The 19,064-nt window shown below is 29.8% G+C and carries 13 protein-coding genes; 4 read left to right on the top strand and 9 right to left on the bottom strand.

Features of this window, described 5'->3' with window-relative positions:
- The first annotated feature begins 1,189 nt into the window (after positions 1-1,189).
- Positions 1,190-3,769, top strand: a complete 2,580-nt coding sequence (gene clpB, locus F811_RS0111995; protein ID WP_020005477.1) for an ATP-dependent chaperone ClpB — start codon at positions 1,190-1,192, stop codon at positions 3,767-3,769.
- Between the two features lie 96 nt (positions 3,770-3,865).
- Here the strand turns inward: clpB and F811_RS0112000 are convergent, their stop codons facing one another.
- From F811_RS0112000 to F811_RS0112010, 3 genes are all read right to left on the bottom strand, one after another.
- Positions 3,866-4,822, bottom strand: a complete 957-nt coding sequence (locus tag F811_RS0112000) for an ROK family protein (protein WP_020005478.1) — start codon at positions 4,820-4,822, stop codon at positions 3,866-3,868.
- A gap of 73 nt (positions 4,823-4,895) precedes the next feature.
- Positions 4,896-5,918 carry a sugar kinase gene (locus tag F811_RS0112005; protein ID WP_020005479.1) on the bottom strand — a complete coding sequence of 341 codons (1,023 nt, stop codon included), beginning with the start codon at positions 5,916-5,918 and terminating at the stop codon, positions 4,896-4,898.
- A gap of 157 nt (positions 5,919-6,075) precedes the next feature.
- Complete coding sequence (locus F811_RS0112010; RefSeq protein WP_245555865.1) at positions 6,076-7,542, bottom strand: sialidase family protein; 1,467 nt, start codon at positions 7,540-7,542, stop codon at positions 6,076-6,078.
- A 173-nt stretch (positions 7,543-7,715) separates the two neighbouring features.
- On the opposite strand from F811_RS0112010, the gene F811_RS0112015 reads away from it, so the two are divergent.
- Positions 7,716-8,387, top strand: a complete 672-nt coding sequence (locus F811_RS0112015; RefSeq protein ID WP_020005481.1) for a hypothetical protein — start codon at positions 7,716-7,718, stop codon at positions 8,385-8,387.
- A gap of 76 nt (positions 8,388-8,463) precedes the next feature.
- Here F811_RS0112015 and epsC read toward each other — a convergent pair whose 3' ends face one another.
- The 5 genes from epsC to F811_RS0112040 form a co-directional block, all read right to left on the bottom strand.
- Positions 8,464-9,186, bottom strand: coding sequence for a serine O-acetyltransferase EpsC (gene epsC / locus F811_RS0112020; protein WP_020005482.1), 723 nt, complete (start codon positions 9,184-9,186; stop codon positions 8,464-8,466).
- Positions 9,187-9,197: 11 nt separating this feature from the next.
- Positions 9,198-10,112 carry a PLP-dependent cysteine synthase family protein gene (locus F811_RS0112025; RefSeq protein ID WP_020005483.1) on the bottom strand — a complete coding sequence of 305 codons (915 nt, stop codon included), beginning with the start codon at positions 10,110-10,112 and terminating at the stop codon, positions 9,198-9,200.
- Positions 10,113-10,179: 67 nt separating this feature from the next.
- Entirely contained in the window at positions 10,180-10,593 is a 414-nt protein-coding gene (locus tag F811_RS0112030) for a hypothetical protein (RefSeq protein WP_020005484.1), read from the bottom strand.
- 462 nt (positions 10,594-11,055) lie between these two features.
- Positions 11,056-12,990, bottom strand: a complete 1,935-nt coding sequence (locus tag F811_RS0112035) for an OPT family oligopeptide transporter (RefSeq protein WP_020005485.1) — start codon at positions 12,988-12,990, stop codon at positions 11,056-11,058.
- 76 nt (positions 12,991-13,066) lie between these two features.
- Positions 13,067-14,506 carry an aminoacyl-histidine dipeptidase gene (locus F811_RS0112040; RefSeq protein ID WP_020005486.1) on the bottom strand — a complete coding sequence of 480 codons (1,440 nt, stop codon included), beginning with the start codon at positions 14,504-14,506 and terminating at the stop codon, positions 13,067-13,069.
- Between the two features lie 401 nt (positions 14,507-14,907).
- Here F811_RS0112040 and F811_RS0112045 point away from each other — a divergent pair, with 401 nt between their 5' ends.
- Together F811_RS0112045 and F811_RS0112050 are read left to right on the top strand one after the other, a co-directional pair.
- A complete protein-coding gene (locus F811_RS0112045; RefSeq protein ID WP_020005487.1) occupies positions 14,908-15,981 on the top strand; it encodes a ribonucleotide-diphosphate reductase subunit beta in 1,074 nt (357 codons plus the stop codon).
- Positions 15,982-16,023: 42 nt separating this feature from the next.
- Positions 16,024-18,339, top strand: coding sequence for a ribonucleoside-diphosphate reductase subunit alpha (locus F811_RS0112050; protein WP_020005488.1), 2,316 nt, complete (start codon positions 16,024-16,026; stop codon positions 18,337-18,339).
- A 94-nt stretch (positions 18,340-18,433) separates the two neighbouring features.
- Here F811_RS0112050 and F811_RS0112055 read toward each other — a convergent pair whose 3' ends face one another.
- Positions 18,434-18,967, bottom strand: coding sequence for a Spy/CpxP family protein refolding chaperone (locus tag F811_RS0112055; RefSeq protein ID WP_020005489.1), 534 nt, complete (start codon positions 18,965-18,967; stop codon positions 18,434-18,436).
- Positions 18,968-19,064: the final 97 nt, after the last annotated feature.

Genomic DNA, 19,064 nt, shown 5'->3' on the forward strand with positions numbered 1-19,064 from the left:
AATACTTTTTTATTTATTTTTTATAATTTTATAATATTTTATAGGTAAAATATATTTACTTATAAAACATTATAAAGTATTACTTTTAATGATATTACTACAAATAAACAATTATAATATACCAAAAAATAAATTACATATCACAAAATATTATTAAATATAATTTTACTTAATATCCTTTTTATATTTCTTCTATTTTTTACATGTTTTTACATATATTCATAATATATAAATATATAATAGAAGAAATAAATCTATTTTTTAATTTCAATAAATATTATTTATAGTAAAAATATCAGCTTATATTTTATCTTTATTTGTTAACAAGAATTATATTTAATTATATTTATTAATACTTTTTACGATTTTTTATATACTCTAAAAATACTGCCTCTCATATATAACAATAATAATAAATAGGAAATACCCCCTATAATAAAGATATGGTAGTTAATATTATTATGATAGTTAATATAAAGTAAGGTATGGTATTAACAAAAACTGCTATTATAAAAGAGATATATTAAATTTTCATTATTTATATAAAATATAAAATTAATAATATACTTAAATAATTTTTTTAATAATTATTTTTGATGCACTTTTTACAGCATTCGCTCTGCGGGCTTATCCAAAATAAGAGGTGTGTATCATAAGAATGGTAACTCTGTAACTCTGTAACTTCAAATCCATGCAAATATTCAAAACAAATTTATTTTTGACAAAATATATTTGTTTAGGTATATACCAATATATTTGAAACATATAATGGTGCTGTTTAAGAATTATTTTAACAATATTTAAGCAGTTTATAAAGATAAAGAACAATAAAAACCTCAAAAATTATTTATTAAAATAATATAATTATAAAAATTGTATGTAGGCAGGTTTTAAAATAAGTTTAATATTAATAAAAAACATAAAAAAACATGTATTATTTATATACAGTAATAGATTTTTACATATATAAATTTTATACAATCATATTTATTTTGATACAAAATTGAATATATAAAAATAAAATAAACAGTATAAAAATAATACATAGTACAGTATTTATTTGGCACATTTTTTGCATACATATAAGCATAGCAGTTAAATGCTAAAAACAAATTATTTAATTAAAACTTAAATAATTAATTTATAAAGGAGTAAGGCGGTATTAAAAAAGCCGTCTATTAATTAGAATATGGATTATAATAAATATACAATAAAAGCCCAAGAAGCTATAAATGAAGCTGCAAATATAGCTAACGGTGAAGATCATAATGAAATAAAAAGCGAACATTTACTTCTAGCATTATTAAAACAAGAGGACGGACTTATTCAGCCTTTAGTAGAAAGAATAGGTGTTCCTATAAATACATTAATAGATAAAACTCAGAGATTAGTTGATGAAAATGTAAAAGTAACTGGTGAAAATGTACAGCTGCATTTATCATCTAATGCTGGTAAAATCTTAGCAAAAGCAGAAAAAGAAGCCAATGCTTTAAAAGATCAGTATGTATCTACAGAGCATATATTTTTAGCACTTGTTGAAGCTGACAATAAAGCAGGAGACATGCTAAGAAAAAGCGGAATATCTAAAAAAGAAGTTTTGAGTGCATTAAAAGTATTAAGAAACGGTCAAAGAGTTAATAGCCAAGACCCAGAAGCAAAAATGCAGGCACTAGATAAATACTGCCGCGATTTAACAGAATTAGCCAAAGAAGGAAAAATAGACCCTGTTATAGGACGTGATGAAGAGATAAGGCGTGTTATGCAGGTATTATCAAGAAGAACAAAAAATAATCCAGTACTTATAGGTGAGCCTGGTGTTGGTAAGACAGCTATTGTTGAAGGACTTGCTAGAAGAATAGTTTCTCAAGATGTTCCTGAAGGACTTAAAAATAAAAGATTATTAGCTTTGGATTTGGGTGCTTTAGTAGCTGGTGCTAAATTCAGAGGAGAGTTTGAAGAGAGATTAAAAGCTGTTATTACTGAAATAGAAAAATCAGAAGGTAACATAATATTGTTTATAGATGAGCTTCATACTTTAGTAGGCGCAGGTGCCACTGAAGGAGCAATGGACGCTTCTAATTTATTAAAACCTGCATTAGCAAGAGGCGAATTAAGAGCAATAGGTGCTACTACTTTAGATGAATACAGAAAATATATAGAAAAAGATAAAGCACTTGAAAGAAGATTCCAGCAAGTTTATTGTAAAGAACCTAGCGTTGAAGATACTATTTCAATACTTAGAGGCTTAAAAGATAAATACGAAGTTCATCATGGTGTAAGAATAAAAGATGATGCATTAGTTGCTGCTGCTGTATTGTCAAACAGATACATAACTAACAGATACCTGCCAGACAAAGCTATTGACTTGGTAGATGAAGCTGCAAGCCAATTAAAAATAGAAATAGACAGTCAGCCTACTGAACTCGATAAATTGGAAAGAAAAATATTACAGCTTAATATAGAAAAACAGGCTCTTTCAAAAGAAAATGATCCTGCTTCTAAAGAAAGATTACAAAAACTTGAAAAAGAATTATCCGAGCTTTCTGAAGAGCGTAATGCTATGAAGCTTCAGTGGGATAATGAAAAAGGAAGAATTGAAGAAACTAGAAAATTAAAAGAAGAACTTGAAGAGCTTAATATAAAAGAAACTCAGTATACGAGAGAAGGAAATCTAGCAAAAGCTGCCGAAATAAAATACGGTAAAATTCCAGAACTTCAGAAAAAACTTGATGAGGCTTCTAAAGCAATGGAAGATGCTAAAAACTCAGATAAAAAAAGATTATTAAGAGAAGAGATTTCTGAAGATGATATAGCAAGAGTTATATCCGTATGGACTGGAATACCTGTAAGTAAAATGCTTGCTAGCGAAAAACAAAAATACTTACAGCTTGAAGAAGTATTACATAAGAGAGTTGTAGGACAAGATGAGGCTATAACTTCTGTTGCTGATGCTATTAGAAGAAATAGGGCTGGACTTTCTGATGAAAATAAACCTCTTGGAAGTTTCTTATTCATAGGACCTACTGGAGTTGGTAAAACTGAGCTTGCTAAAACTCTTGCGGATTTCTTGTTTAGTGATGAGAAAGCACTCACAAGAATAGATATGAGTGAGTATATGGAGAAATTCTCTGTTACTAGACTTATAGGAGCTCCTCCGGGATATGTTGGTTATGATGAAGGCGGACAATTAACAGAGGCTGTAAGAAGAAGACCTTATTCTGTTATACTTTTTGATGAGATAGAAAAAGCTCACCCTGATGTATTTAATGTACTTCTTCAGGTATTAGATGACGGAAGACTTACTGACGGACAAGGAAGAATAGTAGATTTTAAAAATACTATTATAATAATGACTAGTAATTTAGGTTCTGATTTAATTCTTGAAGCTAATGATATAAAAGACATAAAAGAAAAAATTCAGGAACTACTTAAAATGTCATTTAGACCAGAGTTCTTAAACAGAATAGATGAGATAATAACATTTACTAGACTTGACAAAAAATACATTGCTGAGATAGTAAGAAATCAAATAGCAAGAGTTGCAAACAGACTTAAAGACAGAAGAATAACTTTAGATGTAAGCGATGAAGCTATAGATTATATTGCTGATATTGGTTATGATCCTCAATTTGGAGCAAGACCATTGAAAAGAGCTATACAAAACTATATAGAAAATCCTCTAGCTAAAGAAATGCTTGCAGGCAAATATTTAGAAGGAGATACTATAAAAGTTGTAAAATCAGGCGATAGTTTAGTATTTGAAAAATAACTTTTAATTATTTAATTTAATAAAAGGCTTACTAATAATAATTAGTAAGCCTTAATTTATTTTAAATATTTTTTATTAAATATTTTTACTCAAAATTTAATTATTTCTAAAAAATAAAGCAGCACAGCCTAAAACACCCGCATCATTACCCAAAGAAGCAGGTTTAATTTCAACATTATTAACCATCATTCTAAGTCCGTAATTTCTTACTCCTCTGTTAATATGCTCTATCATCATATCAAAATCCTTACAAAGCCCTCCGCCTATAAGAACTAAATCCAAATCAAGCATATTCAAAGCCTGTGCTATAGACATACCCAAATAATAAGAACACTCAGCAATAGTTTCTTTAGCAAGTTCATCGCCTTTTTTGGCAGCATCAAATAAAGCTTTCGCCTTACCTTTATCTAATTCTTCATAAGTAAGCGATGTAGGAATAACACCTTTATGAATCTTTTGCTTAGCCATAGCAATAAAACCTGTAGCAGAAGCATAACGCTCTATACAGCCGCTTGAACCGCAGTTGCATTTATCACCATCTGGAACTACAAATACATGTCCAATCTCTCCAGCTCCGCCCAAAGCACCTGTAAATAATTGTCCATTAAGTACAAATCCGCCTCCTACACCTGTACCAAGAGTAATAAACATTACAGACTGATACGCTTTTTCTTTACCGCTTCCATATTTAGCCTCTCCTAAAGCAGCCATACTAGCGTCATTAGCTGTTTTTGTAGGTAAATTAAATTTATCTCCTATGTCTGCAAACTTTAATCCTTTAAGACCAGGTATATTTTCTGCTCCTCCCATATGAAGAGTTTCTCTGTTCATAACACCTGGGCAATCTATTCCTAAACCAACAGCTTTATAATCATTAGGAATATTACTTTTTAATTTTTCTACAAACTCAGAAATAACTTTTTTATGCTCTTCTGTAGTATGTTTTGGATCAACGTCAAAATTATCTTTATATAAGATATTTCCGTTTTCTTCTATAACAGCACCTTTCATAGAAGTGCCGCCTATATCTATGGCTATAACTACATCTTTCATGTTTAATACTCCTAATTTATATTTATTATACTATTTTAGTACAATAATACGAATTGTCAACAATAAATTAAAATTATCTCTGTATTCGTCCTGAAGCGTCCCCATTATAAACTGTCATAACCTCATCAACAGTTACAACATTAAAATCACCCTCTATAGAATGTTTTAAACAGCTGGAAGCCGCTGCAAACTCAAGTGCTTCTCTGTCATCTCTAGCATTTAAAAATGAATATATAAGTCCAGCAGCAAAACTATCTCCTCCCCCTACCCTATCTACTATTTTTATAAGATACTCTTTTGAGAAAAAATATTCACTGCCATTATAAAGCATACAAGACCATAGATTCTCACTAGCAGAAATTGAGCCTCTTAAAGTTATACCAACTTTTTTTATATTAAATCTATCTGCTATTTCTTTGGCTACTTCTTTATATCCTTCATGAGAGAGTTTGCCTTCTATTATGTTACTATCTTTTGCCTTTATACCGAATACTTTTTCAGCATCTTCTTCATTAGCTATACATATATCAGCATAAGGCATTAATTTGCTCATAGTCTCATTAGCCTCTTTTGATGTCCATAATTTCTTTCTGAAATTCAAATCTAAACTTACAGTCAAATTTTTTTCTTTAGCCTTTTTGCAGGCTTCAATACAAACTTCAGCAACATTCTTACCAAGTGCAGGCGTGATTCCTGTAATATGAAACCATTTTGCATTTTCAAAAATTTTATCCCAATCAAAATCATCTTTAGTACATTTTGACATAGAAGAATTAGCCCTATCATATATAACTTTAGAGCCTCTTTGACTAGCACCTTTCTCTAAAAAATATATACCTATTCTATCTCCGCCGAAAACTATATTTGAAACATCAACCCCATATCGTCTTAATTCATTAATACAAGCCTGAGAAATATCATTTTTAGGAAGTTTGGTTACAAATGAAGTATCAACTCCAAAATTTGATAAAGCAAAAGATACATTAGCCTCTCCTCCTCCAAATCTTGCATCATAAGAATCAGTCTGTACAAATCTCAAATTAGAAGGAGGTGAAAGCCTTAGCATTATTTCCCCGAACGTTATAACTGAAGCCATAGAAAATCCTTTAATAAATCACATAATTAACATAATTTAATTAACATAATAGTACATTATATTTATAATTATTTCAATGAAATTATATAAATAAAATCTGCAAATAAAAAAGAAAGGAAATAACTTCCTTTCTTTTTATAGTTTCATATAGTATAAATTACCATTTTCTAAAAACAGTTTTATCAGGAACAGTATAAAAATCTTTATCACTTTCTGGTAAATTATCAGTAAGCCATCTTAAATTGAACCTTCTAAATACAATATTATAAAGCTCTTTACTAGTTTCTGGCAATCCTTGTCCACCCTGTTCTTCAGCTAATGATACTATTGTTCCGTCCCTTAATCTTGCCAAAGCAGAGTACCCAGCTCTTCCAGAATTTAATACTCTTAATTTTTTCCAAGACTCTCCCTCATCGTAGCTTATGAAAGCTGTTAAATTTCTCCTATCTGAATTTGAATCTAATGCCAAATGTATAAGTCTGTTTTTATTATATCCTTCTTTTGTAGAAGTGAATAAAATACCCTCAGCATTGCAAGCTCCGTCATAAAAATTGCCATTAGGAGTAATCTCTTCCCAAGAAGATCCTATATCTCCCATAGATCTAAACCATACCCTATTTTTTACAGCAGCTTTCCAATTCCCAGAACGTACAGATAATAAAATTCTTCCGTCATTTAATTGAGTAACTACTTTAGGTTCATCTTGTGTACCTAATTTTCTTTTAGCTATACTTCTAACTGTCCAACTATGTCCATTATCAGTAGAAACTATAACAGCAGCAGCGGCAGTATTATTTTTAGTTCCTTTATTTACAAGCATGGCACCCATTAAAGTACCATTAGCAAGTCTTGCTCCAGTACCTGAAGCAGCAAAACCTCTGTCATAATCTTTTAAAAGTCCCTGTCCGAAATTATTAATATTTCCTTCAGCAAGTTCCCAATCGCTCCAATTAAGACCATCATCTGTACTCCTTGATATCATAATTTTAGATTGACCGCCTATTTCCCTTGCATAACCTCCACCTGCAGCACATAAAACAACTAAATCGCCATTAGCACATGAAAAAAATAAAGAATCCCCATGAGCAGTTTTATTATCAGAAGCTATAGGAGGTATAGTTATTTCTGTTCCCCAATTTATACCTCCGTCTGTACTTCTCCTTACAACAATATCTATTGCTTTTGAACCAGCAAAACCAACATCTTCATAACTATCCTTTCTATAATCAGCAACTGCTATTATTGTATTTTTTTCTGAAACTGTTATTCCCGGTATCCTATATATTTTTTTTGGTTTATTAGGTTTATTATTTTCTATCTCACTTCTAAAAATTATAGTTTGCTCCATAAAAGGCTTAACTTGTTCTTCAGGAGCTAAAAACCATTCTGGTTCATCTTCTTCAACAATATCCGGCGGTACAACAGGAGGTATAACGGGCGGTGCAACAGGAGGTACAGTAGGAGGCAATACATCATTACCTCCATCATTTTCCTGAGAATTCCCGCCAGAACTATTTACATTATTTGGGAAAAAAGGATTTAACCTTTTAGAACATGAAACTGCACCGAATATTAACATACCAATAACAATACTAATCAATAAGATAAGATATTTCTTTTTCATTTTTAATCCGCCCTGTATAAAATATAGCATGTATTTTTCATAAATAAGTGATTTAAACATAACAAAAAAGAACAATAAGTAAAGTATTTTTTTTAAAAATATTTTTTTATTGACTATAATTTTAAAATTATTAGTATTATATAGTTAATATTAATAATTTTAATGGAGTTTATATGATAAAGAAAAGAATATTTACATTAATAATATTGCTTATAATGATATGTAAAACAACATTTACACAAGTTAAAGGCGGGTTTGAAGCAATAGTTAATGTTCCTATAGGTATGGGTATTACCATAATTCATAATAATGTAGAAGTTAAAGGAAATCCTAAAGGCAAAGTGAATTTTCAAGGCGGCATTGAGCTAAATCTAGGATATATGTTTCAAATAAAAGAAAGAATGGGAATTAGTTTATTAGGGGTGATGGGATATAGTTATACTGAAACTAGATATTCCAAATATGATAATAAAGTGCACTATCAATTTACTGATAATGATATATATTTTGGTATAATGCCTAAATTTGATTTTTATTCATGTTCAATAGGATTAAATATAGGGTATAAAATAACACTTACCCCAAACTCTTTATATTATAGTCCAGAAGCTGGAAATATAGAAATAAAACATGATCATTATGCCAGACTTTATATTAGAGGAACTTTTGATTATTCTTTTTTTGCAGGTATAGACTCAGCAATAAATCTAGGATTTTATGTAGGATATGACTTTGGAAGCTACTGGGCACAAACAAGTGAATATTTAAATGTGGTTAAAGATGAAACATTCGGCAATGCAGATATAGGTATTCAATTAGGATACAGATACGGGCCTAAATTCTAGCAATAAAATTTAATACTAATAAAGCCCGAATTCTATTAAAATTCAGGCTTTATTAAACTATAATACACTTTTATATTCACATATCATTATTAAGTGTTAACCTTTTATTTTCCTCAACTGATTCTAATACTATACAGTTAGCACCAATTATAGCATTTTCTCCTATAACGGTATTGCCTCCAAATATAGAAGCATTAGCATATATTGTAACATAATCACAAACTGTGGGGTGTCTTTTTAGTCCTTCCAAACTCCTGCCATTAGTTAAAGATAATGCCCCCAAAGTTACGCCCTGATATATTTTAACATGATGACCTATAACAGTGGTCTCTCCTATAACAATTCCAGTACCATGATCTATAAAGAAGTAATCGCCTATAGTCGCTCCAGGGTGAATATCTATGCCAGTTTTTGAATGTGCAAATTCTGATATTGTTCTAGCTATTAAGTACTCATTTTGATTATAAAATATATGTGCTATTCTATAATGAAAAATAGCCCTAAATCCGGGATAAGTTAATACTATTTCATCATAAGATTTTGAAGCAGGATCAGACTGATAGAAAAACTCTAAATCTTTCTGCAGACTTAATGTAATATCATCAAGCTGCTCTATAAAATCAAGCAAGTAAGAATCATTAGTAACTATATTCATATAAAGTTTTGCTATATTTTTTTTTACAATATCTTTATTAGGACTCTCTCTAAAAAAATTAGGAAAAGCATAATCTCTAATAAGTTTAACAATCTCTTTTATATCTTTTTGATTAGGAAGTTCATTAAAAGTTTTGAGTTTCATAAATATATCCTTTAATTCCAAGAGTATCTCTCACCAGTGTCAGGCAAAATACAAAGCATTTTTATTTTTTTATCCGTTTCCTTTAATTCTTTAGATAAATCTATAGCGGCATAAACACTAGCTCCAGATGATATTCCTACATATAATCCCTCATTAAAACAAATTTCTCTAGCTGTATTTATAGCATTATCATTTGATACATCTATTATCCTTGATATCACAGTTAAATCCAAAATTTCAGGTACAAAATTAGCACCTATACCCTGTATCTTATGAGGTGCTGCACGACCTTTAGTTAAAAGAGGTGAAGATTCAGGCTCTACTCCAATAACTTTTGTATCTTTTTTATTATCTCTCACATACTGCCCAATTCCAGTTATAGTGCCTCCAGTACCAATACCTGCAAAAATATAATCAACGTCAAGCATATCTCTGAATATTTCAGGAGCTGTAGTTAAATAATGTGCCATAACATTAGACTCATTAACAAACTGACCTGGTATAACAGAATCTGGTATTTTTTTATTTAATTGATTAGCCCTTTCAACTGCTGCATCCATTCCGCCGTCAACCAATTCAAGTTTAGCACCATAATCTCTTATCAATTTTCTTCTCTCTTCCGACATAGACGAAGGCATAACTATTATAACATTAAGTTTTAAATACCTGCCAATTGCTGCCATCGCAATTCCAGTATTACCAGATGTAGGCTCTATTATCGTAGAACCTTCTTTTAATTTTCCATCTTTAAATAAATCCAATATTATTTGCTTTACAGCTCTATCCTTTATTGAACCAGCTGGATTACTCTTCTCAACCTTTCCATATAATTCCACATTTTTATTTAAATTAAATTTTGATTCTATATTACTTAGTCTCAATATAGGGGTATTTCCTATTAAATCAAGTATGCTTTTATATACCATATTACTCTCCAAAATAACATATACATCTAATATATATTAATATCTTAATAAAAACAATACCTATAAACTAAACTTTACTTATATCAACATCTTCTTTACTTTTTACTTTTTTATACTTTATCCAACCTCTATTTTGTATATAATGCATAAAGCGTATAAGTCTTATAAGAGCATCTTTAAAACTGTCATCAGTTTTTGCCTTCTGAAGTCTTGCTATCTCAAATATACATCTCTCTCCATCTATACTAAGCCAAGCAGAGGTTGAAAGAGCATCAAATTCTATATCTTTATTAATCTTCTTTTTTAAAAGCCAAGCAGAAATTTTGGTTATAGGGTTATTAGTTTCCAATATAAGAAGGACATTACCATTATCATTAATTTTCCAATTATTATGAATTATTTCTGGAACATAAAGTACAAAATTATGCTCATCTTTTTCTTTTAAAAAACTTTCTAATATATTATCTTTTTTTTCAGCCATATAATTTTCTCTCTAATGATATATATTATATCAAAAAAACAATAAATTACTATAGACTTGTTTCAAAACTAAACCAATATATAATTACACTATTATATTTTTTAGTGTTTTTATTTTACAAGTGGGGCTTTGCCCCACACCCCACTTCTTTTGCCGCCTAGGCACCTACTCGGTGGTGACCCATACGAAGTACGCCTGCGGCGAGAAGCAGGCACAGCCCGCCGCTCTGCGTGCCTTCGGCAGCGAAGGACTGCATATTTATATATTAAAATAATAAATTATAAAACATATAAAACATTATTTTAATAATTTATAAATTATTAAATTTTATACATAATCTTGTCAAGTACTTTTGAAACAAGTCTAATAAATTACTATTAACAATATTAAAAATATATAAAAAAATCATAATGCAATACCAAAAAGTAAAGCATTATGACTTTTATAAATTATGTATTATAATTATTTTTTATCTTTAGAAGTAGTATATTTGTATACCCAAGCACAGAATAAAGCAAATATAATAAATGTTATTAAATTGCTTTGAGGTACTATTTTTGCTCCAAAATTTATAGAAATATTCAATGCTGCCATTATACCTATAAATATACCTACTATAGCATCTCCAGCTACCAATCCAGAAGCAAGTAATATACCTTTTTCTGAAGCCTCATTTTTATCTTCTTCATTGCCTTTAAATTTTATTTCTACTAACTTTCTTACAATTCCGCCTATAAATATAGCAGTACTTAATGTGATAGGCAAATAAAGTCCTAAAGCAACTGCAAGTATAGGAAGTTTTGCTATGGCACAAAATATTGCAATAGCAGCCCCTATTATAACCAAAGTCCAAGGAAGCTGGGCTGTCATTATACCTTCAACTATAAGTTTCATTAAAGTAGCCTGAGGAGCTGGAACTGCATCAGAACCTATACCATAAGCGTTTTGCATAAGTATAACAGTGGCACCAGCACCTATAGAAGCAATACCTAATGCTATAAACATACCAAATTGAATTTTTTTAGGTGTTCCGCCTATAATGTATGTAGCCTTTAACGACTGAGCAACACCGCCAGCAACAGCAGTAGAAACACATACTATACCGCATACTAAAAGAGACATTCTTATACCGTCATCACCTACATTACCTGTTAATTTAAATATTGTTGCCACTATTAAAAGCGTAGCTATAGTCATACCAGAAACTGGATTATTACTAGCCCCTATAACTCCAACCATTCTTGCAGATACAACGGCAAAGAAAAAACAAAATATTACAGCCAATATACCGCCTATTATTCCGCCTCCAATGCTAGGTATAAGCCAAGTAGCCAAAAATCCAAATACAGCTGCCGCTATAAGCCATATAATAGGAGCATCCTGATTTATTCTATCTGTTTTTTTAGAAGAACCATGTTCGCCTTCCAACATACCTGCTAAAGATTTTCTAAAAGAACTAATAATTGTAGGCATAGATCTAGCCAAAGAGATAAATCCTCCCATAGCAACAGCACCTGCCCCAATATATCTTATATAACTTCCCCAAACTTCCTGAGCTGACATATCAGTTATAGGTACAGATGAAGGAAAAACTGCTGTAGGGATAAAATTTCCAAAGTATTTAATCAAGGGTATAAGCCCAAGCCATGCCACAATACCTCCTGCAAACATAAGAGATGATGTTTCAAGCCCTATAATAAAACCTACTCCCAAAAGAGAGGCTAATGTATCTATACCAAGCATAGTCTTTTCATAAGGTTTTATTATATAGGTAGCACTCTCTTTCCAAAATCCAAATCCGCCTGAAAATAGTTTATAAAGCATTCCAGTTGCTATACCTGTTATCATATATTTAAAACCTTTACCACCCTCGCTTCCTATAACCAATACTTCTGACTGTGCCATAGATTCAGGATAAATCAAACTTCCATGCTCTTCTACTATCAAATATTTTCTAACAGGAGTAATAAAATAACAGCCCATAAAACCGCCTATTATAGTAACTATAATAACAGTAAGCATAGAAAGACCCATTCCAAATAATATTAAAGCTGGAAGTATGAATATAATACCTCCCGCTATAGACTCTCCTACAGCAGCCAATGATGCAGTAAAGTTTGCTTCAAGAATATTATTTCTTTTGAAAATGGCTTTAAATAATCCTGTTGCAAGTATAGCACCAGGTATACCAGCAGATATTGTAAGCCCTACTTTAAGCCCCAAATAAGTATTGGCTGCTGCAAAAAGTATAGCAAACAAAATACCCAGTATTATTGAATAGCCTGTCATCTCTGGCATAACTACTGTTGATGGAATAAATGGAATATAATCCTCCCCTTTTATACCTCCATAAGCATCTTTTGATAATTTTCTAGCTTCTTTGTTTAAGTCTGACATAATATTTCCTTAAAAATTATTTTTTCGGTCATTTTCATAAATAATCATTTTGGAGATAAATTAAAATAAAAAATAATTATTTTATATTTATAATTAACTCTTTTAAAACTTTCCACATTCTATCAACTGAAGATATACTTAAATGCTCTTTCGGAGTATGAACATCATATATATTAGGTCCCATACTAATCATATCAACATCAGCTAAAGGTTTTTTTAATATTCCGCATTCCAAACCTGCATGTATAGCCTCTATTTTTGCATCTTTTCCAGTAATTTTTTTATATGCATTAAGAGCTATATCTTTTACTTTAGAATTAGCATCATATTCCCAAGCAGGATATTCGCTTGCTCTTTGATAATTGGCATTTGTTCTTTTGGCAGCTGCCTCTACTCTTAAAGCTATTTCATTTGATGAACTTGATATTGAACTTCTTATTGATATTGTAAAAGTTAATTTATTATTTTCTTCTTTTAATATACCATTATTAGCACTTGTCTGAACTAAACCTTCAATATCTCTGCTCATATAAAGTACACCATCTGGGGAAAGCATAATAAAATCTATAACATTGCTGCTCAATTCTTTACTATAACATTCTTTTACATTATCAGCTTTTGAAACTGTTATTTTTATATCTGGATCTTCTACTCTGTATTCAGCTTTTATATTATTTGAAAGGTCTTCTATAATTTTTTGTACTTTTCCAGTATCTTTAGCAGTAATAACAGCATCAGCATGTTTTGCTATAGCATTATGTTTAGCACCTCCTTCTATGCAGGCTATATTTATATCATCTTTCACAGCATATAAAAGTCTTCCCAAAACTTTAATGGCATTAGCTCTTTGATTATTAATTTCTATACCAGAATGTCCGCCTTTAAGACCAGAAACTTCAATTTTTAATGCATCATTATTATTTGCTTCCTTTTTTATATCAAAAGATACTAATGTATTAAGTCCTCCAGCACAGCTTACCAAAAATATACCTTCTTCTTCTCCATCTATGTTAATTAATGTTTTACCGTCTAAATGTTCAGCAGTAACAGCAGAAGCTCCATCCATACCTGTTTCTTCAGCAGTTGTAATCAATAATTCTAAAGCAGGATGCGGTATATCTTTAGAATCGAACAAAGCAAGTCCCATAGCCACAGCAATACCGTCATCGCCTCCCAAAGTGGTATCATTAGCTCTTAAAATATCACCTTCAACTATAAGTTCTATAGGGTCTTTTCTAAAATCATGTTTGGATTCTTTTGTTTTTTCACAAACCATATCCATATGTCCCTGTATTATAACAGGTTTAATATTTTCAAATCCGCTTGAAGCTTTCTTTTTCATAATTACATTATTTTCTTTATCCTGATAAACTTCAAGTCCTCTGTCCTTAGCAAACTTTACTAAAAAATCACTTACTTCTTTTTCATGTCCAGATTCTCTAGGAATTTTACTAAGTTCAGAAAACCACCTGAAAACCTCTTTAGAATCAAGACTGTCAAAATTACTTAAACACATAAAAACTCCTTAAAATTATTAATAATTTTTAACATCTAATATATGGTATAAAACAATAATTTTATACCATTGTTAAATTATGATACATAAAGCCATATATCATAACAAATATTTTTATTTACTTATACTACGAATTTATATTATTAATACTTTTAATAAAACTATTCAAAGTCCTATATTATATAAATACTTCATAAATAATACTTAATTGTTCTATTTTATAACAATATAGATATGCAGTCAATAATAATGATGAATATTATAATTACAATTGTATAAATATATATGAAAAGTTAAATAAATTTATATTTACAGCAGTCAAAATTCCTTGACAAATATAAAAAAGAAAATTAGAATAACTCATCGAATTTTAAATATGTATAAAAAGTTATGAGGGAATTATGAAAGTAGTAGATATAGATAAAAAACCAGAAAATGAGAAAATATTTTTTGGAGATTTCGGACATTATATAAGAATTGATTCTGTAAGTCATGAAATAGCAAGAAAATTAAAAGAGGCAAGCGAAGGTAATACTTGGTTTTCTAAAGAAGTTGACTACAAATCTGATAAAACTAGATTTTCTTCACTTCCCGAAGATGCTCAAAGGGCTTTCAAACTCAATATAGCATATCAGACTTTAATGGACAGCGGTGTTACAAGCGGATTTTCATCTATATTAAACAGAATAGTTACAAGTTCAATATGGTCTATACTATATGCAAGAATAGCCATAGAAGAAAATATACATGCAGAAAGTTATTCATACGGACTTTCTGAAGTTTTTGGTCATCAGGCCAGCGAAACATTAGATTTGGTATATAATGATGAGTTTGTAAAGCATAGAATGGAAAAAGAAGTTGAATTATTCGGAAATGTTGATGAATTATGTAATATTGAAAACTCTAATGCCTCATTAGATGAAAAAAAACAAGCTATATTAAAACTATTAATAGGAATATATTTACTTGAAGGTATAAAATTCCCATTCTCTTTTCTTGTAACTTTTACAATAAATAACAGTTATGATAATGCTATAGCAGGATTTACAAAAACTATTAAACTAATAGCACATGATGAGCTTAATGTCCATGTACCTACTGGTAAAAATCTAATGACAATATTAAGAAAAGAAGCTAATCAGGGATTTTCCCACCTATTTAAAAATGGCTGGTTTAATGATACAGCAAGAGCAATAACAGAGTATACAGTTAATGAAGAGATAAAATGGGCTAAATACCTATTTGACGGCAAAGAAGTTTCTGGAATTAACTCATCTATAAGTGAGCATTTTATTAAATATTGGGCTGGTATAAGATTAAAAGATATAGATGTAGAAACCGAATATTTATCTGAGAAGAAATCTGATATAATAGACTGGTTTAACAGCTATAGAGATATAAACAAACAAAATGCAGCTTTGCAGGAAACTACTAATACATCGTATCAAAAAGGTGCATTAAAAAACGATTTATAATATAAATTTATAGTTAAAAGCAAAACTAATGGGATAAAAATTATGATAGAACTTACAAAAGATAAGAAGCATATAATTATAAAAAGGGATGGAAGAGAAGAACCCTTTAATGAAGAAAAATTAAGAAAAGTTATTAATTGGGCTACTGGAGGAATAGATGCTTTTACCAATCAGCTTTTGGAAGGACTGAATATTAAAATTAATGATAAAATGAAAATAGAAGTATTGTATGATGAACTCATTAATACTGCTGTTAATATGATAAGTCCGCTTTATCCTGTATATGATACTATAGCAGAAAAACTATATTTAATGAAAATATATAAAGAAACATGCGGGCTTAAAAAAATTGGATCATACCCTCATATAAAAAATTTCCTAAAAAAAGGAATAAAATACAAAATATACGATAAAGATATAGTAAAACTATTTTCTGATAAAGAGTTAGATAAAATTAACTCTATGATAGATCCTAATAGAGATTTGCTTTTCACATATAAAGGTTTGGCAATATTTTATAAAAAATACTGTAAAAATATAGGTAATAAAAAATTAGAACTTCCTCAAATAACATATATGGCTGCTGCTATGTTTTCTTTTTATAATGATTATTATAAAGGTGAAAATAAAGATAAACTTGAAATAAGCAAAGCTGAAAGATTAAAATACATAAAAAAAACTTATGATATGCTTTCAAGACATGAAGTTACATTTGCAACACCAAGAATAGCAAACAGTATGACTATAAAAGCACAGTTGGCAAGCTGTATATTAAATACCCCAGATGATGATACTTGGAGTTTGAATCAGACTGACGGAAATATGGCATTATACTCAAAGTTTTCAGGCGGTATTGCTTATGATGCTTCATATATACGTGCTTCAGGGTCTACTATACAAACTAACAGGGGACGTTCTGACGGACCGATACCTTTTATAAAAAGAGTAGAACAAACTATATCATCATTTAATCAGGGAGGAGTACGTAAGGGAGCTTGCGTTATTACTTTTCCTTGGTGGCATTTAGATGTATTAGACCTTATTATGCTTAAAGATGGCGGAGGAACTGAAGACACTAGAGCCAGAAAATTGGTTTACTCTATTAGAATAAGTAATATATTCAGAGAACGTGTTAATAAAGATGGCTATGTAACATTATTTGACCCTAAAGAAACTCCGCTTCTTAATGAAGAATATGGAGAAAAATTTAATGTTGCTTATATGTATTATGAAAGTAAATCTTCTATAAGAAAAAAGAAAATTAAAGCTAAAGATTTACTCTTTCAAATATTAAAAGTAAGACAGGAAACAGGAAATTTATATCTTACTTTTGTAGACAATATCAATGAACAGAATATGGTTAATAAATTTGTAGGGGCTTCTAACCTTTGTCAGGAAATTGTTATACCATCATATCCTTCAAAACTTATAGATGAAAAATATGTTATAAATGAAGAAGGAGAATATGAAATTATACAAAGAAAAAAGAGCGGTGAAATAGGCATATGTAATTTGGTGTCTATAAATTTAATGTCTTGGGTAAACTTTGATGAAGAAAAGAAAAAATCATTCTGCTATACTCTTTTAAGAGGCTGCGATAATATAATAGATACACAGTTTTATCCAGTTAAAGAGGGAGAAATAGCAAATAAGAAAAACAGACCTATTGGTATAGGAGTTATAAACTACGCAAATCTTCTTGCTTCTAATAAATTAAAATACACTGACAGAGAGGCTTTGGAGTTTACAAATAAGGTATTTGATGATTTATACTATCATATATATCAAGCTTCAAATATACTCGCAAAAGAAAGAGGACCTTATAAAACATTTAATGAATCAAAATGGAAAGACGGACTTACTCCTTTTCATATGTCATTATTAAATAAAAGCAACAAACTAAATGTATCTTTAGATAAAGATAAATGGGATAAACTTGCAGAAGAAATAAAAACAAGCGGAGTACGTTTTTCATTCCATGGGGCTATAGCACCAACTGCTACATCAGGTAAAAGTGTATCTGCTACAGAATCAATAGAGCCTATAGTAGATTTATTCTTTGTAGAAGAAGGTATACAAACTCTTCCTAGTTTAGTGCCTAATATAAAAAAGAACAGAGAATATTATCAGAGATGCTGGTCTATACCTGCTAAAACTATTATAGAGCTTGCTGCTGTAAGACAAAGATATATAGATCAGTCTCAGTCATTAAATCTTTATTATGTAAAGCCTGATTCTGCCAAAGAGCTTTGGGACGATATTCAATATGCTATGGATTTGGGGCTTAAAACATTATACTATATGAAAACGCCTAAATCCAACTTTGAGCTAGAAGAAGTTTGTGAGTCATGTACATAATTATATTTATCATATAAATTTAAAAAAATGAGAGGCGGTTAATACCGCCTCTTTTTTAACCTCGTATATTATATTTTATGGAATTATATAAAAATTATCTATAATAGTAATATCTCATTCTATATGTGTTTAATTGCTGTAATTGTTCATCTGTTAGAACATCAAGCATAGAAACATCTTTTTCTATTCTAAGATAGTCTATTTCTTTTTCTAGATCTTTCTTTTGACTTATTAAATCTTTTACTACATTTAAGTCTATATCTATTTTTTCTCTTTCAATTTTAAATTTATAATCTATATTTCTTTTTTGATATTCTAGATCATTAATTTTTAGTTCATATTCATAAGCAATAGAACTCATTTCGTTAAGCTGTTCATCTGACAAATATATACCAGCATTTCTGCACATTCTGTATATATCGCCTTTAGGTCCTCCTGCTCTAGGTCTTGGAGCTGGTTCTCTAACTCTAGTTTCTCTCTCTCTTGGTGCAGCTTCTCTTCTATCTCTTGGTTCTGCTTCATATCTTCTCCTATCACCAGCAGCAGGATCTGGAGGAGGCACTTGAGCAAAAACCATAGATGACATTAAAGTTATAATAAGTGTTGTTAATAATATTTTTGTTTTCATTGATTAATCTCCTACTTTTAATTTTTTTATTTGATTGTTTCTATTTGCTTTATTAGACGAACAGTATAAATAAAAGTTCCTAAAAAAATAAAAAAAT

Origin of the sequence: Brachyspira innocens ATCC 29796 (genome assembly GCF_000384655.1) — a bacterium.
Classification (GTDB): Bacteria; Spirochaetota; Brachyspiria; order Brachyspirales; family Brachyspiraceae; genus Brachyspira; species Brachyspira innocens.

Bases quoted from the DNA above. Each gene is read 5' to 3' on its own strand.
- clpB (WP_020005477.1), top strand. From the start codon at position 1,190: ATGGATTATAATAAATATACAATAAAAGCCCAAGAAGCTATAAATGAA.
- F811_RS0112000 (WP_020005478.1), bottom strand. From the start codon at position 4,822: ATGAAAGATGTAGTTATAGCCATAGATATAGGCGGCACTTCTATGAAA.
- F811_RS0112005 (WP_020005479.1), bottom strand. From the start codon at position 5,918: ATGGCTTCAGTTATAACGTTCGGGGAAATAATGCTAAGGCTTTCACCT.
- F811_RS0112010 (WP_245555865.1), bottom strand. From the start codon at position 7,542: ATGAAAAAGAAATATCTTATCTTATTGATTAGTATTGTTATTGGTATG.
- F811_RS0112015 (WP_020005481.1), top strand. From the start codon at position 7,716: ATGATAAAGAAAAGAATATTTACATTAATAATATTGCTTATAATGATA.
- epsC (WP_020005482.1), bottom strand. From the start codon at position 9,186: ATGAAACTCAAAACTTTTAATGAACTTCCTAATCAAAAAGATATAAAA.
- F811_RS0112025 (WP_020005483.1), bottom strand. From the start codon at position 10,112: ATGGTATATAAAAGCATACTTGATTTAATAGGAAATACCCCTATATTG.
- F811_RS0112030 (WP_020005484.1), bottom strand. From the start codon at position 10,593: ATGGCTGAAAAAAAAGATAATATATTAGAAAGTTTTTTAAAAGAAAAA.
- F811_RS0112035 (WP_020005485.1), bottom strand. From the start codon at position 12,990: ATGTCAGACTTAAACAAAGAAGCTAGAAAATTATCAAAAGATGCTTAT.
- F811_RS0112040 (WP_020005486.1), bottom strand. From the start codon at position 14,506: ATGTGTTTAAGTAATTTTGACAGTCTTGATTCTAAAGAGGTTTTCAGG.
- F811_RS0112045 (WP_020005487.1), top strand. From the start codon at position 14,908: ATGAAAGTAGTAGATATAGATAAAAAACCAGAAAATGAGAAAATATTT.
- F811_RS0112050 (WP_020005488.1), top strand. From the start codon at position 16,024: ATGATAGAACTTACAAAAGATAAGAAGCATATAATTATAAAAAGGGAT.
- F811_RS0112055 (WP_020005489.1), bottom strand. From the start codon at position 18,967: ATGAAAACAAAAATATTATTAACAACACTTATTATAACTTTAATGTCA.